Below are 14,164 nucleotides of genomic sequence, written 5' to 3'. Positions count from 1 at the left end.
AAGGGTAAAATACCGCATTGCATCATTGTCTACACCTTCGTAACAATCAACCCCCACCTACCAAGTCGTCCATCATGTCAGAAGAAGTTCGTCTCGACCGCGCCAGCCCGTCACCATCCGGGGCCGTCGAGACCCCGGCAATCGCCGCAATCCCCGAGACTGCAGTTTCTTTCCATATTGTCTCCACTGCATTTTTTACTTTCATTTGCTATCTGGCCATCGGCATTCCGCTGGCAGTGCTGCCCGGCTACGTCCACACCGACCTCGGCTACAGCTCAGTGCTGGCTGGCCTGGCGATCAGCATGCAGTACCTGGCAACTTTGCTGAGCCGCCCGCTGGCTGGCCGCATGGCCGATTCGGTCGGTCCCAAAACCGCCGTATTGCGAGGCTTGATCGGTTGCAGCCTCAGCGGCGCCTTCCTGCTCATAGCGGCGTTTTTTACCCACACGCCTGCGCTTAGCCTGGCCATCCTGCTGATCGGCCGCCTGGTGCTTGGCTGCGGCGAGAGCATGGTGGGCACCGGTGCAATTACCTGGGGCATAGGCCGGGTTGGCGCCCGGCACACGGCACGCATGATTTCCTGGAACGGCATCGCCACCTATGGCGCACTGGCCATCGGCGCGCCGCTAGGCGTGGTGATCGCCCATACCTGGGGTTTAGCTGCAGTGGGCGCTACCGTCGCAGTATTGTCGCTAGGTGGCTTCTTCCTTGCCCGCATAAAGGCCGCGACCGCGGTGGTGCGCGGCGAACACTTGCCGTTTCAACACGTATTGCGCAAAGTATTTCCGCACGGCATGGGCCTCGCGTTGGGTTCGATCGGTTTCGGCTCCATCGCCACTTTCATCACCTTGTTTTATGCCAGCCACCAGTGGCCGAATGCAGCGTTTGCACTGACCATGTTCGGCACCTTCTTTGTCGGCGCGCGCCTGCTGTTTGCCCACACTATCTCGCGCTTTGGCGGCTTCCGGGTCGCCATCATCTGTTTTTCGGTGGAAGCGCTCGGCTTGCTGTTGCTGTGGCAAGCCGGTTCACCGTCGCTGGCGTTGGTTGGCGCGGCGCTCACCGGCTTCGGTTTTGCCTTGATCTTCCCTGCGCTCGGGGTGGAGGCTGTGAATCTGGTGCCGGCCAATAACCGCGGCAGCGCCTTGGGCGCATACTCGGTATTCCTGGATCTCGCGCTGGGCGTGACCGGTCCGCTGGCGGGATTGATCGTGAGCGAGTTCGGCTATCCCGAGGTATTCCTGTTTGCCGCAGCTGCATCGCTGGCGGCGGTGGCGTTGACCGTCAGCATGTATCGCCGTTCGCAGGTGGCATCAAGCACTGCCGTCGCGCGCTAAGAGGGCATCGCTAAAACAGATGCATTTCTTTGCCACTTGCAAATTGACATAGAATTGAGCTGCAAGTCTTCAACCATCACTGTTAGAAGGAGTAGCGCAATGGTAAAGAAAAGCGTCGCAATCATCGACATCGGCATCAGCGACAAGGACCGCAAGAAGATCGCCGACGGGCTCAGCAAGTTGCTGGCCGATACCTACACCCTGTATCTGAAAACCCACAATTTCCACTGGAACGTGACCGGGCCGATGTTCAATACATTGCACCTGATGTTCGAGACCCAGTACAACGAACTCTGGCTGGCGGTGGACTTGATTGCGGAACGGATACGCGCGCTCGGCTATCCTGCGCCGGCGACCTACAAGGCCTTTGCCAAGCTGACTTCGATTTCGGAAGAAGAAGGCGTACCGAACGCGACTGCCATGATCCAGCAACTGGTGCAGGGACAGGAAGCCGTGACCCGCACCGCTCGTTCGATTTTCCCGGTGGTAGATGCTGCGGCGGATGAACCAACTGCGGATTTGCTGACGCAACGTATGCAACTGCATGAAAAAAATGCGTGGATGCTGCGTAGTTTGCTGGAAACCTGACAGGCTCCCCCGAAAACAATTGATTGCGGTTACGACCGGCTTGTAACCGCGATCATGAGTGACTATCTGTTTTCAAACAAGGCAGCGAAACTGCGTGCAGCGGCGGTTGGATCGTCGGCCAGATAAACACTGCTGATGGCGGCCACCATATCAGCACCGGCAGCAATCAAAGGCACCGCATTCTCTTGCGTCATGCCGCCAATAACTACGTTCGGCACAGCGATTTCCGCCTTGGCCCGCGTGACGATATCTGGCGGTGTGGTTACCGGATATTTCTTGACGCGCGATGGATAGAATCCACCGAACGCCACATAGCTGGCGCCGGCACGATACGCGGCATGCGCCAGTTCCAGGTCGCCATAGCAGGAAGCGCCGACGATCTTGTCCGCACCAACCATAGCCCGCACCTCCGCCACGCTGGCATCGGTGCCGCCGACGTGAATGCCATCCGCATCCAGCGCCAGGCACAGATCCACATAATCGTTGATGATGAACGGCCGCTGGTAACGACGGCACAGGCTCAGCAACGCTTCCGCCTGTTGCTGCCGCAATGCTGCATCGGCGGTTTTGTGGCGATACTGCAGCAGCGCCGCGCCGCCTTGCAAGGCTTGCTCGGTTACGCGTAGCAGCTTCTCGGTGTCATCCCAATCGGGTGTGACGATGTATAGGCCCTTCATCGCTTTATCCTCGTAATTTTAGAAATGGCAGAGTCCGGCTCGGTATGCGCTGGCCGGCAGCAATCGCATAGGATTCGGCCAGAGTCTGCTGGCAATAAATTTGGGCGGCATCGATCGCCTGTTCGATATCCCGACCTTGCGCCAGCAACGCTGACAGTGCCGCCGCCAGCGTGCAGCCACTGCCGTGAAACTCGCCGGGCAAGCGCGGCCAGCTCCAGCTGCGATGCTGTGTTCTGCTGATCCAGCGATTCAATACTTCATGACGTTCCGGACCATGGCCGCCTTTCAGCAATACATGTTGGCAACCCCGTTCAAGCAGCATCGCCGCTTGTTGCTCAGGACTTGCCTGGGCGCCGCACAGGCGATCCGCTTCGATACGGTTCGGCGTAATCACCGTGGCAAGTGCAAACAAAGGTTCAAGCGCCACTATCGGATCTTCACTAGCCAAACTGTCGCCATGACCCGTCGCCAGCACCGGATCGAACACCACAGGCAAATTCGGTTGCCGTGAACGCAAATCACGAATGATTGCGGCAATCGTTTCAGCATTGGCGCGATTGCCGACGATGCCCAATTTGACCGCGGATATGTCGATACGATCGACCAACACCTGCGCCTGCTGCCGCACCAGATCCGTAGCCACCGGAAAAACACCGAACACCCGCTCGTTGTCCTGCACCGTCAACACGGTCACTACCGACAACGGATGCGCGCCGAGTGCCGCAATCGCGGCGATGTCGGCTTGCATGCCGGCGCCGCCGCTCGGGTCCGAACCGGAAAACACCAGCACGCAGGCCGGCGCTGCTGCACCTGCCATGTCGATGTTTACCGAGGTGCTCACTTGATTCGTCCGGCCATGGGAGAAGATGGCGATGCCGCAAAGCGCTTCGGAATCCGGCCGGCGAGAAAGGCTTCGCGTCCGGCTTCGATCGCCAGCCGCATCGCCCTGGCCATGCGGATCGGATCCTGCGCGCCCGCAATCGCGGTATTCATCAACACGCCATCGCAGCCCAGCTCCATCGCAATCGCTGCATCAGATGCAGTGCCGACGCCGGCATCGACCAGCACCGGCACTTTGGCCTGCTCGATGATCAGCGACAGATTCCATGGATTCAAAATGCCCATGCCGGAACCGATCAGCGACGCCAGCGGCATCACCGCCACGCAGCCGATTTCTTCCAGTATCCGCGCCTGGATCGGATCGTCGCTGCAATACACCATGACATCGAAACCATCCTTGACCAAGGCCTCGGCTGCTTTCAATGTCTCCGGCATATTGGGGAACAGCGTTCGCTCGTCGCCCAGTACTTCCAGCTTGGCCAGTTTGTGCCCGTTCAGCAGTTCACGCCCGAGTTGCAGCGTATAAACTGCATCGGCCGCGGTATAGCAACCCGCAGTGTTGGGCAATATGGTGTAACGCGATGGCGGCACCACATCCAGCAAGTTGGGCGCCTTCGGATCCTGGCCGATGTTGACACGCCGGATTGCTACGGTGATGATCTCGGCGCCGCTGGCTTCGGTGGCGGCGCGTGTTTGCTCCAGGTCACGATACTTGCCGCTGCCTACCAGCAGCCGTGAGCGGTATGTTTTGCCGGCGATGGTCAGGCCGGTATCAGGGGTGGAGTTCAATTCCATGACAAATCCTTTAAAAGATTTTGTAGGGTGGGCACGTATGCCCACGCGGTAGTCGCGTCATCGGCGTTCGCGTGGGCATTGCATGCCCACCCTACGGTTTCAGCCGCCGCCGATAGCGCGCACCACATCGACCTTGTCCTCTGGCTGCAAGACGCGTTGCGGCCACAAGCTTGCCGGCACTACCTGCCGGTTAACCGCCACCGCCACCGCTTTTCCGGCCAGTTCCAACGCCACAATCAGCTGCTCCAGGTTCTCGCCGTCGGCCAGCGGATGCGGCGCGCCATTGAGTACGATTTCCATCATTCTAGAGACGGCAGTAGAACGCGCCCGAGTGTGCTTTTGCCGGAGTGCATGGCAAGGCGCGACGACGCGGCAGGGTTTGTCCCTGCAAGGAGGAGCAACGCCGCCAGGCGCTGCGGCAAAAGTGCAATCGGGCGCGTAACGCTCTCACCCTTTAGATGCACGACTAGATTTCTCAAATTTCCGGTGTCCATATAACTCTCCAAACATAAGCAAGTGGTCTACTGCCGTTTCTAGAATTACCCTCACTGCTTGCTATAGATTTCCGCACCGTTCTTGACGAACTCGATCGCCTTGACTTCCATCCCCTGCTTGATCGCTGCGATTTCGGAAATCCCTTGCGCGGCGGCGTATTCGCGGACTTCCTGCGTGATCTTCATGGAACAGAAATGCGGCCCGCACATCGAGCAGAAATGCGCTACCTTGGCGGAATCCTTAGGCAAGGTTTCGTCATGGAATTCACGTGCCTTGTCCGGATCGAGACCGATATTGAACTGATCTTCCCAACGGAATTCGAAGCGTGCTTTCGACAGGGCGTTGTCGCGAATCTGCGCACCGGGATGGCCTTTGGCCAGGTCGGCTGCATGGGCTGCGATCTTGTAGGTGATGATGCCGTCCTTGACGTCGACCTTGTTCGGCAAACCGAGATGCTCCTTCGGCGTGACGTAGCACAGCATCGCCGTGCCGTACCAGCCGATGGTGGCGGCGCCGATGCCGGAAGTGATGTGGTCGTAGCCCGGTGCGATGTCTGTCGTCAACGGTCCGAGCGTGTAGAACGGCGCTTCGTGGCACTGCTCCAGTTGCAGGTCCATGTTTTCCTTGATCAGGTGCATCGGCACATGGCCCGGGCCTTCGATCATCACTTGCACGTCGTGCTTCCAGGCGATCTGGGTCAGTTCACCCAAGGTCTTCAGTTCACCCAGTTGCGCTTCATCGTTGGCGTCATAGATCGAGCCTGGACGCAAACCGTCGCCGAGGCTGAAGCTGACGTCATAGGCTTTCATGATTTCGCAGATGTCTTCGAAGTGATCGTACAGGAACGATTCGCGATGATGCGCCAGGCACCATTTCGCCATGATGGAACCGCCACGGCTGACGATACCGGTCAGGCGCTTGGCAGTCATCGGCACGTATTGCAGACGCACGCCGGCATGGATAGTGAAATAATCGACGCCCTGCTCGGCTTGTTCGATCAGTGTGTCGCGGAAAATTTCCCAGGTCAGGTCTTCGGCTTTGCCGTTGACCTTTTCCAACGCCTGGTAAATCGGTACGGTACCGATCGGCACTGGCGAATTGCGGATGATCCATTCGCGTGTTTCATGAATGTGCTTGCCGGTCGACAGATCCATGACGTTGTCGCCGCCCCAGCGGATCGCCCAGGTCATCTTTTCGACTTCTTCGCCGATCGAGGATGTCACCGCGGAATTGCCGATGTTGGCGTTGATCTTGACCAGGAAATTGCGGCCGATGATCATCGGTTCGATTTCCGGGTGATTGATGTTGGCGGGAATGATCGCACGGCCGCGGGCGATTTCGTCGCGCACGAATTCCGGCGTGATTTCTGCCGGCAGCGAGGCGCCGAACGATTGACCCGGATGCTGGCGTCCCATCAGGTCGGCCAGCTTGTTGCCCATCGGGCCGGAGGCTTTCAGCTCTTCCAGGTATTCCTTGCGGCGCATGTTTTCGCGGATTGCGACGAATTCCATTTCCGGCGTGACGATGCCTTGGCGCGCATAGTGCATCTGCGAGACATTCTTGCCGGCCTTGGCGCGGCGTGGCTTGCGGTGCAGGTTGAAGCGCAATTCCGCCAGCTTCGGATCGTTCAGGCGTTCGATGCCGTATTGCGAGCTAGGACCTGGCAATTCTTCGGTGTCGTCACGTTCCATGATCCATGGCAGGCGCGGGGTCGCCAGGCCGGAGCGGATATCGATCTTGACATCAGGATCGCTGTACGGTCCCGAAGTGTCGTAGACATAGATCGGCGGATTTTTTTCGGCGCCGAACGAAGCCGGCGTATCCGACTGGCTGATTTGACGCATCGGTACCCGGATATCGGGACGCGAACCGGTGATATAGATCTTGCGCGAATTCGGCAGAGGATGGATTGCAGCTTCATCCACCGTAGCAGTGGCGGACAGGAATTTTGGGTTGGCGTTCAATTTTGGCTCCTTTGCTTGTATTTCATATGGCTTGGAGCCAGCAAAGGAGTTTTCGAGTCTAGTGGCGCGGGATCACGGTAGGGTCTTGTGAATCGGCCGACAACATTCTCGACAGCTTCCCTTCGCTGGCATTACCCAGATCAGGTTCGAGGGTATTTCTCACCCGATTGCATTCACATTTCAGCAATCAGGACCCCTAGCATTTGCTGCCCCGACTTTCAAAGCTCGAGACAACGGAAAGAATTTTACACCCGCAATCGGCTCGCGGTATATCGAAAATGTGGGTTTCCTTATCTCAGGTCAAGTATAGAAGCTGCAATGAATCCCCATTCGTGGCAATTTCGTCTACACGATTTGTCTTTACGTCAAAAAACCGTGCACCCCCGCCAGCAATGTTAGGAGCGAGTCGGCTGCGTACTTTATAATCATCGTTTTAGATCGTTTTAGCAAAGAACCCCGATAAATCATGGAATTAGCCAAGTCTTTCGACCCTGCCGAGATTGAACAATTCTGGCGTACGGAATGGGAAAAACGCGGGTACTACACTGCCACCACCGACGCCGACAAACCGTCCTTCAGCATTCAGTTGCCGCCGCCCAACGTGACTGGCACGCTACACATGGGCCACGCTTTCAATCAAACCATCATGGATGGCTTGACCCGTTATCACCGCATGCGCGGCTTTAACACGGCCTGGATCCCTGGTACCGACCATGCGGGCATCGCTACGCAAATTGTGGTCGAACGGCAACTTGATGCGCAGAAAATCTCGCGCCACGATCTGGGCCGTGAAAAATTCGTCGAAAAAGTCTGGGAATGGAAAGAGCAATCGGGTTCGACCATCACCGGCCAGATGCGCCGCATGGGCGCTTCGACCGACTGGAGCCGTGAATACTTCACGATGGACGACAAGTTGTCCGGCACCGTGGTGGAAGTTTTTGTACGGCTGTTCGAACAAGGCTTGATCTACCGCGGCAAGCGGCTGGTGAACTGGGATCCGGTGCTGGGTACCGCGATCTCGGAACTGGAAGTGGCGTCGGAAGAAGAAGACGGTTCGATGTGGCATATCCATTATCCGTTCGCAGATGGCAGCGGTCATCTGACGGTAGCCACCACGCGCCCGGAAACCATGTTGGGCGACGTTGCCGTTGCAGTCGACCCGACTGACGAACGTTATATCCACCTGGTCGGCAAGATGCTCAAGCTGCCGTTGACCGGTCGCGAAATCCCGGTTATCGCCGACAGCTATGTCGACAAGGAATTCGGCACCGGTTGCGTGAAAATCACGCCGGCCCATGATTTCAACGATTACGCGGTTGGCCAACGCCATCAGCTGGCGCAGATCACGATCCTGACGCTGGACGCCAAGATCAATGAAAACGGCCCGGCCCAGTATCAGGGCATGGACCGCTTCGTGGCGCGCAAGCAGATCGTTGCCGACCTGGATGCACAAGGTTTGCTGGAATCGGTCAAGCCGCACAAGCTGGTAGTGCCGCGCGGCGACCGTACCGGCGTGGTCATCGAACCGATGCTGACCGATCAATGGTTTGTCGCCATGAGCAAGCCGGCGCCGGACGGCACACACTTCCCGGGTAAATCGATTGCTGAAGTGGCGCTGGAAAAAGTCGCTAACGGCGAAATCCAGATGATCCCGGAGAACTGGAGCAACACCTACAACCAGTGGCTCAACAACATCCAGGACTGGTGCATTTCACGCCAACTGTGGTGGGGCCATCAGATCCCGGCCTGGTATGCCGACGACGGCAAGATCTTTGTCGCCCGCGATGAAGCCGCAGCCCGCGCGCAAGCCGCCGCTGCCGGTTACACCGGCGAACTCAAGCGTGACGACGATGTACTCGATACCTGGTTCTCGTCGGCGCTGGTGCCGTTCTCGACCCTGGGCTGGCCAGAAGAAACGCCAGACTACAAGATGTTCCTGCCATCGTCGGTGCTGGTCACTGGTTTTGACATCATCTTCTTCTGGGTCGCGCGGATGGTCATGATGACCACCCACTTTACCGGCAAGGTGCCATTCAATACGGTCTACGTGCACGGTCTGGTGCGCGATGGCAATGGCCAGAAGATGTCGAAGTCGAAGGGTAATACGCTCGATCCGATTGATCTGATTGACGGTATCGATCTGGAAACGCTGGTGGCCAAGCGCACGGTCGGCCTGATGAATCCGAAGCAAGCCGACAGCATCGCCAAGGCGACCCGCAAGGAATTTGCCGATGGCATTCCAGCCTTTGGCACCGATGCGTTGCGCTTTACATTCGCCTCGCTGGCGACGCTGGGCCGCAATATCAATTTCGATCTCGGCCGCTGCGACGGCTATCGTAATTTCTGCAACAAGCTGTGGAACGCTACCCGCTTCGTGCTGATGAACACCGAGGGCAAGGATTGCGGTTTCGACGGCCATACGCCTGGCGTCTGCGACAAAGAGAAACTGCAGTTCTCGCAAGCCGACCGCTGGATCGTATCGCTCTTGCAGCGTACCGAAGCCGATGTCGCCAAGGGTTTCGCCGACTACCGTTTCGACAACATCGCCTCGGCAATCTACAAGTTTGTCTGGGATGAATATTGCGACTGGTACCTGGAAGTCGCCAAGGTGCAGATCCAGCAAGGTAACGAAGCGCAGCAACGCGCTACTCGCCGCACCTTGCTGCGCGTGCTGGAAGTGGTGTTGCGCTTGGCGCATCCGATTATTCCGTTTGTCACCGAAGCTTTGTGGCAAAGCGTAGCGCCGTTGACCGGCCACGTGCTCGATGCAGCTGGCGATTCGATCATGCGCCAGCCTTATCCGGAAGCGAATCTGGAAAAGATCGACGAAAACGCTGAAACCTGGATGACGCAATTGAAGGCGCTGACGGATGCTTGCCGCAATTTGCGCGGCGAGATGCAACTGTCGCCGGCGCTACGGGTGCCGCTGATCATCGCAGGTTCGACAGAGCAGCAAAGTACATTGTTATCGTTTGCACCATATCTGCAAGCACTCGCGAAATTATCAGAAGTGCAAGTAGTAGAGACTCTACCCGAATCGCCAGCGCCGGTATCCATTGTCGGTGATGCTAAGCTGCTGCTCAAAGTAGAAATTGATGTTGCAGCTGAACGTGAACGGCTGGGCAAGGAAATCACCCGTATCGAGGGTGAAATAGTCAAAGCCCAGGCCAAGTTGGGCAATGAAAGCTTTGTGGCAAGAGCACCGGCACAGGTGGTTGCACAGGAGCAGGAGCGTCTGGCTAATTTTTCGGGTACCCTTGAGAAGTTGCGCGAACAGTTTACAAAATTAAAAGTATCTTGATTCCTTGATAACAATGTTGCGCCAGACTGCAGCAATGTAGCTGGTGCGGCAAAAACAGGAGACAGTGCATGAATAGACTTTTAATACGACTTTTGACGGCGGCAATCGCCAGCAGCGCCTTGCTGGCTGGCGGCGCTTTTGCACAAGACACCAGTTCAGCGGTCGGCCTGTGGAAAAATATCGATGATCATACTGGCAAACCTAAAGCATTGATCCGTATTAGCGAAGCCAATGGCGTGCTGCATGGGAAAATCGAGAAGCTGTTACGCGACCCGAGCCAGGATCAAAATCCGAAGTGCGTCAAATGTGGAGGTGAGCTGAAAGACCAGCCTATTCTCGGCATGACCATCATCAATGGCATGAAAAAAGACGGCAACGAATACAATGGCGGCACCATTCTCGATCCGGATAACGGCAAGGTCTACAAAAGCAAAATGGCGCTGGTCGACGATGGCAAGAAATTGAATGTACGCGGTTATATCGGCGTACCTTTGCTGGGCCGTACCCAGACCTGGATACGCGAAGAATAATTCGCTTGCCACCAAAGCACACTGTTTCGCAAAAAAGAAATGCCGTTCAAGCTGTTAGCTGAACGGCATTTTTCTTGCTAACGCTAACAAATAGCGTGAGCAGCTTAAACGAACGATACAGTCAGGCCCGGTAATGCAATCCCTGAAAAAGCACTAACCCAAGTCTGCCCTGCCTGTACCGGATACGCATCAGTCCAGGTACCGGTAGTGACGATCTCGCCGGCTTGCAAAGGCGCAAACTGCCGTTGCGCATTCAGCTCCTGGTGCAAATGCCATAGAGCGTGCACCGGGCTGTCCAGCACATCGCTGCCGAAACCGGCGCCGCACAAGGTAACCGAATCTTCAGTGCAGCACGATAACGAAACACTGGCATTGGCCAACATGCTGGCAAGGTTGCGACGGGTCGCGGCCGATAACATATGCGGCTCGCCGACAATCAGCGTGCCGTGCAGACCGAACGCCGCGATGGCATCAACCGCTTCGAATTTCCAGTCAGGGAACGGACACACGACAATTTCGAAAGCGTGCGCCATCCATTCGATGCATTCGGCGATTTCTTCCAGATCCGCATCGGGCGCCGGCGTTTTTCCCAGGCTGAACACCACCTCGGGTTCGATACGCGGCTGCACCGCGCCCTCCAGGCTTTGAATCCCGCGATTGTCTTCTGCGTAGCGCACGGTGTTGTCGAAAACATGCGCCCAGATAGGGGCGTTGATCGAAGCGGTGATGCCGTATTTCGGCCAGATGGTGCGATTGCTGAATCCGACCTTGCGGCCGATCGGCGTAGCACCTTGTCCGATACTTGCATCCAGAATGCGTTTGCTGATGTCGTATCCATCCATCGGCGACAGGACGTCAGTGGCCGACAACAGCGGCATCAATTTGGCACACGCTCGCGCATCCAGAAGCTGGTTGGCGTAACGGTTAGCTTTGGTAGACATAAGCATGGTTGGCTTGCACACTATTAGTGAAGGCTATCGTATTGTCTGTGACGTTTAATTTTTACACAAGCATAGAAATATTAATATTTCGACACTTATATTACGGGACGACACTGGGCCCGCGGTTCTTCGTTGATTAGAAACATTCATCGCATTCGCGATTTTTGTAAAAACTGATCAAGCTGTGATGCGAACAAATGCCGGTCGCTCTGGCTAAATGCTGCCGGACCTCCGGTTTCCACGCCGCTACCGCGTAGCTCATCCATGAAATTACGCATCGTCAGATGCTGCCGGATGTTGTCTTTGGTATAAAACTCACCACGCGGATTCAATGCCTTGCCACCTTTTTCAAGCACATCGGCAGCCAAGGGAATATCAGCGGTGATCACCAGATCACCTGCTTGCAGCAATCGAACAATTTCACGGTCGGCAACATCAAAGCCGGACGGTACCTGAACTGCCTTGATGAAGCGCGACGGTGGTACTCGCAACAACTTGTTGGCGACCAGGACTACGACGATTTGCAGTCGGTCAGCGACCCGAAACAGGATTTCCTTGATGACGTTCGGACATGCGTCGGCATCAACCCAGATTTGCATTGCTACAGGCTGCGCCGGTATCGGGCCAGCGCTGGCGTCTGCATTTGCGGGCAGATTAATTTTGCCCCCATAACTCACCGTTCGGGCCGGTACGCGGTGGCGCTACGCCAAAATGCGTATAGGCCAGCGGAGTAGCAATACGGCCGCGCGGCGTGCGCTGCAAATATCCCTGCTGAATCAGATACGGCTCAAGCACATCTTCGATGGTGTCGCGTTCTTCGCCGATAGCTGCAGCAAGATTGTCCAGGCCGACCGGGCCGCCACCGAATTTGAACAGTACCGCTTCCAGCAACTTTCTATCCATGACGTCGAAGCCGACCGGATCGACATCCAGCATGACCAGCGCCGCATCTGCCATCGCCTTGGTAATTTCGCCATTGCCTTTGACTTCGGCATAATCACGCACCCGGCGTAGCAGTCGGTTGGCGATACGCGGCGTGCCGCGACTGCGCTTGGCAATTTCGAAGGCGCCATCGTCGACGATCGGCGCTCCCAGCAAGGAAGCACTCCGAGTCACAATCTTGCTCAACTGCTGCGGCGTATAAAATTCGAGGCGAGCGACGATTCCGAAGCGGTCGCGCAGCGGATTAGTCAGCATCCCCGCCCTGGTGGTTGCACCTACCAGCGTGAACGGTTGCAGATCCAGGCGCACCGAGCGTGCTGCCGGACCTTCGCCGATCATGATATCAATCTGATAATCTTCCAGCGCCGGATACAGGATTTCTTCCACCACCGGCGACAAACGATGGATTTCATCGATAAACAACACGTCATTGGCTTCAAGATTGGTCAGCAACGCAGCCAGATCGCCGGCGCGTTCCAGCACCGGGCCTGAAGTCTGGCGCAGATTGACACCCATTTCGCGCGCAATGATATGTGCCAGCGTTGTCTTGCCCAAGCCCGGGGGGCCGAACAGTAAAGTGTGATCCAGTGCTTCGCGCCGTTGCCTGGCGGCGGTAATGAATATCTGCAGCTGATCTCGTATCTTTTCCTGGCCGACGTATTCGTCCAGTTGCTTGGGCCGCAAGGCACGCTCGATCGCCTCCTCGTTCGGCGAAGCAGGCGTGGCAGCGATAATGCGCTGTTCGGTGAAATCGTCGGTTTGGATACTCATGGTCGGATTGTAGCCAGACTGTAGCGATTAGATATAAAAAAAGACATCCGCCCCACCAATAAAGCAATAATGATCAGCTTTGTGCCGTCCTGCTACAACTTGCTGCTGCAACTTGCTGCTACATACTTATAGCTTGGACAACGCCTTCAATGCCAATTTGATTCCATCCGACACGCTGGCATCCGGCGGCAACTGCTTCAGCGCCAACATGGCTTCCTTGTCCGAATAGCCAAGCGCAATCAGGGCATTCAAGATATCGCCGCTGACATCGCTGGCATGATGGCTACCGACCGGTCCGAGGTCAGCGCCTAACTTGCCTTTCAATTCGAGCAACAGGCGTTCGGCTGTTTTCTTGCCGATACCGGGCACTTTGGTCAACCGGCCGGCTTCCTGCATGGTGATCGCCTGCGCCAGGTCTTGCACCGACATGCCGGACAAGATGGACAGTGCGGTACGGGCGCCAACTCCGCTGATCTTGATCAGTTGCTTGAATACATTACGCTCTTCAGCTGTGCCAAAACCGTACAAGACATGCGCATCTTCGCGTATCGCCAGATGCGTCAGCAAAGCCACCTTTTCACCCAGCCCCGGCAGATTATAGAAAGTGCTCATCGGCACACCGACTTCATAGCCGACGCCGTTGCAATCAATCAATAGTTGTGGAGGATTTTTTTCGAGCAGAACCCCGGAAAGACGACCTATCATCGCAGTTGGCCTTTATGTGAATCAATGAATCATACAGGACAACTGGTTAAAAACACAGTGGTTTTGTTGCTGTAAAGCTGAAATTGCTGGAAATGATGCCGCGCGTGTATCAGCATTAATCGAAAACACAAAGCAAAAACCCTCTGAACGGTTGGTTCAGAGGGTTTTTTAATAAAAGCCTGACGATGACCTACTTTCACACTGGTTGCAGCACTATCATCGGCGCAAAGTCGTTTCACGGTCCTGTTCGGGATGGGAAGGGGTGGTACCAACTCGCT

General features: G+C 56.4%; 13 protein-coding genes, 1 rRNA gene and 1 riboswitch. Of the genes, 4 read left to right on the top strand and 10 right to left on the bottom strand.

Annotated features, from left to right (window positions below; translation table 11 throughout):
* Window positions 1–74 precede the first annotated feature (74 nt).
* Both KHU29_RS05315 and KHU29_RS05310 read left to right on the top strand, forming a co-directional pair.
* On the top strand, window positions 75–1,337 hold the full coding sequence (locus KHU29_RS05315; RefSeq protein ID WP_246541543.1) for an MFS transporter: 1,263 nt from the start codon (window positions 75–77) through the stop codon (window positions 1,335–1,337).
* 99 nt (window positions 1,338–1,436) lie between these two features.
* On the top strand, window positions 1,437–1,925 hold the full coding sequence (locus tag KHU29_RS05310; RefSeq protein WP_211451648.1) for a Dps family protein: 489 nt from the start codon (window positions 1,437–1,439) through the stop codon (window positions 1,923–1,925).
* Between the two features lie 62 nt (window positions 1,926–1,987).
* On the opposite strand, the gene thiE is transcribed toward KHU29_RS05310, so the two are convergent.
* From thiE to thiC, 5 genes are all read right to left on the bottom strand, one after another.
* Window positions 1,988–2,602 (bottom strand): thiamine phosphate synthase, encoded by a 615-nt coding sequence (gene thiE, locus KHU29_RS05305; protein WP_211451647.1) that lies wholly within the window; start codon window positions 2,600–2,602, stop codon window positions 1,988–1,990.
* A 4-nt stretch (window positions 2,603–2,606) separates the two neighbouring features.
* Window positions 2,607–3,419, bottom strand: a complete 813-nt coding sequence (thiD, locus tag KHU29_RS05300) for a bifunctional hydroxymethylpyrimidine kinase/phosphomethylpyrimidine kinase (RefSeq protein ID WP_211451902.1) — start codon at window positions 3,417–3,419, stop codon at window positions 2,607–2,609.
* A gap of 20 nt (window positions 3,420–3,439) precedes the next feature.
* The gene (locus KHU29_RS05295; protein WP_211451646.1) at window positions 3,440–4,237 is read right to left on the bottom strand and encodes a thiazole synthase; all 798 of its coding nucleotides are present in this window, start codon (window positions 4,235–4,237) and stop codon (window positions 3,440–3,442) included.
* Window positions 4,238–4,336: 99 nt separating this feature from the next.
* Complete coding sequence (gene thiS / locus KHU29_RS05290) at window positions 4,337–4,537, bottom strand: sulfur carrier protein ThiS (protein WP_211451900.1); 201 nt, start codon at window positions 4,535–4,537, stop codon at window positions 4,337–4,339.
* A 245-nt stretch (window positions 4,538–4,782) separates the two neighbouring features.
* Window positions 4,783–6,696: a phosphomethylpyrimidine synthase ThiC gene (gene thiC, locus KHU29_RS05285; protein ID WP_211451645.1), complete on the bottom strand. Its 1,914-nt coding sequence runs from the start codon at window positions 6,694–6,696 to the stop codon at window positions 4,783–4,785.
* A 100-nt stretch (window positions 6,697–6,796) separates the two neighbouring features.
* A riboswitch (TPP riboswitch) is annotated at window positions 6,797–6,904 on the bottom strand.
* Between the two features lie 258 nt (window positions 6,905–7,162).
* Here thiC and KHU29_RS05280 point away from each other — a divergent pair.
* Together KHU29_RS05280 and KHU29_RS05275 are read left to right on the top strand one after the other, a co-directional pair.
* Window positions 7,163–9,997: a valine--tRNA ligase gene (locus tag KHU29_RS05280; RefSeq protein WP_211451644.1), complete on the top strand. Its 2,835-nt coding sequence runs from the start codon at window positions 7,163–7,165 to the stop codon at window positions 9,995–9,997.
* 68 nt (window positions 9,998–10,065) lie between these two features.
* Entirely contained in the window at window positions 10,066–10,527 is a 462-nt protein-coding gene (locus tag KHU29_RS05275) for a DUF2147 domain-containing protein (protein ID WP_211451643.1), read from the top strand.
* A gap of 104 nt (window positions 10,528–10,631) precedes the next feature.
* Here the strand turns inward: KHU29_RS05275 and KHU29_RS05270 are convergent, their stop codons facing one another.
* The 5 genes from KHU29_RS05270 to rrf form a co-directional block, all read right to left on the bottom strand.
* Window positions 10,632–11,474 carry a 2-keto-4-pentenoate hydratase gene (locus KHU29_RS05270; RefSeq protein ID WP_211451642.1) on the bottom strand — a complete coding sequence of 281 codons (843 nt, stop codon included), beginning with the start codon at window positions 11,472–11,474 and terminating at the stop codon, window positions 10,632–10,634.
* Between the two features lie 140 nt (window positions 11,475–11,614).
* The gene (locus tag KHU29_RS05265) at window positions 11,615–12,067 is read right to left on the bottom strand and encodes a YaiI/YqxD family protein (protein ID WP_211451641.1); all 453 of its coding nucleotides are present in this window, start codon (window positions 12,065–12,067) and stop codon (window positions 11,615–11,617) included.
* A gap of 55 nt (window positions 12,068–12,122) precedes the next feature.
* The gene (gene ruvB / locus KHU29_RS05260) at window positions 12,123–13,181 is read right to left on the bottom strand and encodes a Holliday junction branch migration DNA helicase RuvB (RefSeq protein WP_211451640.1); all 1,059 of its coding nucleotides are present in this window, start codon (window positions 13,179–13,181) and stop codon (window positions 12,123–12,125) included.
* A gap of 126 nt (window positions 13,182–13,307) precedes the next feature.
* The gene (gene ruvA, locus KHU29_RS05255) at window positions 13,308–13,886 is read right to left on the bottom strand and encodes a Holliday junction branch migration protein RuvA (protein ID WP_211451639.1); all 579 of its coding nucleotides are present in this window, start codon (window positions 13,884–13,886) and stop codon (window positions 13,308–13,310) included.
* Between the two features lie 177 nt (window positions 13,887–14,063).
* Window positions 14,064–14,164: ribosomal RNA gene (gene rrf, locus KHU29_RS05250) — 5S ribosomal RNA — on the bottom strand; the annotation flags it as partial.

Source organism: Collimonas antrihumi, from assembly GCF_018304965.1.
Taxonomy (GTDB): Bacteria; Pseudomonadota; Gammaproteobacteria; order Burkholderiales; family Burkholderiaceae_D; genus Collimonas; species Collimonas antrihumi.
The sequence above is the reverse complement of the archived record's forward strand: the minus strand, read 5'-3'. Positions and strand labels throughout refer to the sequence as shown.

Excerpts from the sequence above, each read along its gene's own strand:
- KHU29_RS05315 (WP_246541543.1), top strand. The coding sequence starts at position 75 with ATGTCAGAAGAAGTTCGTCTCGACCGCGCCAGCCCGTCACCATCCGGG.
- KHU29_RS05310 (WP_211451648.1), top strand. The coding sequence starts at position 1,437 with ATGGTAAAGAAAAGCGTCGCAATCATCGACATCGGCATCAGCGACAAG.
- thiE (WP_211451647.1), bottom strand. The coding sequence starts at position 2,602 with ATGAAGGGCCTATACATCGTCACACCCGATTGGGATGACACCGAGAAG.
- thiD (WP_211451902.1), bottom strand. The coding sequence starts at position 3,419 with ATGGCAGGTGCAGCAGCGCCGGCCTGCGTGCTGGTGTTTTCCGGTTCG.
- KHU29_RS05295 (WP_211451646.1), bottom strand. The coding sequence starts at position 4,237 with ATGGAATTGAACTCCACCCCTGATACCGGCCTGACCATCGCCGGCAAA.
- thiS (WP_211451900.1), bottom strand. The coding sequence starts at position 4,537 with ATGGAAATCGTACTCAATGGCGCGCCGCATCCGCTGGCCGACGGCGAG.
- KHU29_RS05280 (WP_211451644.1), top strand. The coding sequence starts at position 7,163 with ATGGAATTAGCCAAGTCTTTCGACCCTGCCGAGATTGAACAATTCTGG.
- KHU29_RS05275 (WP_211451643.1), top strand. The coding sequence starts at position 10,066 with ATGAATAGACTTTTAATACGACTTTTGACGGCGGCAATCGCCAGCAGC.
- KHU29_RS05270 (WP_211451642.1), bottom strand. The coding sequence starts at position 11,474 with ATGCTTATGTCTACCAAAGCTAACCGTTACGCCAACCAGCTTCTGGAT.
- KHU29_RS05265 (WP_211451641.1), bottom strand. The coding sequence starts at position 12,067 with ATGCAAATCTGGGTTGATGCCGACGCATGTCCGAACGTCATCAAGGAA.
- ruvB (WP_211451640.1), bottom strand. The coding sequence starts at position 13,181 with ATGAGTATCCAAACCGACGATTTCACCGAACAGCGCATTATCGCTGCC.
- ruvA (WP_211451639.1), bottom strand. The coding sequence starts at position 13,886 with ATGATAGGTCGTCTTTCCGGGGTTCTGCTCGAAAAAAATCCTCCACAA.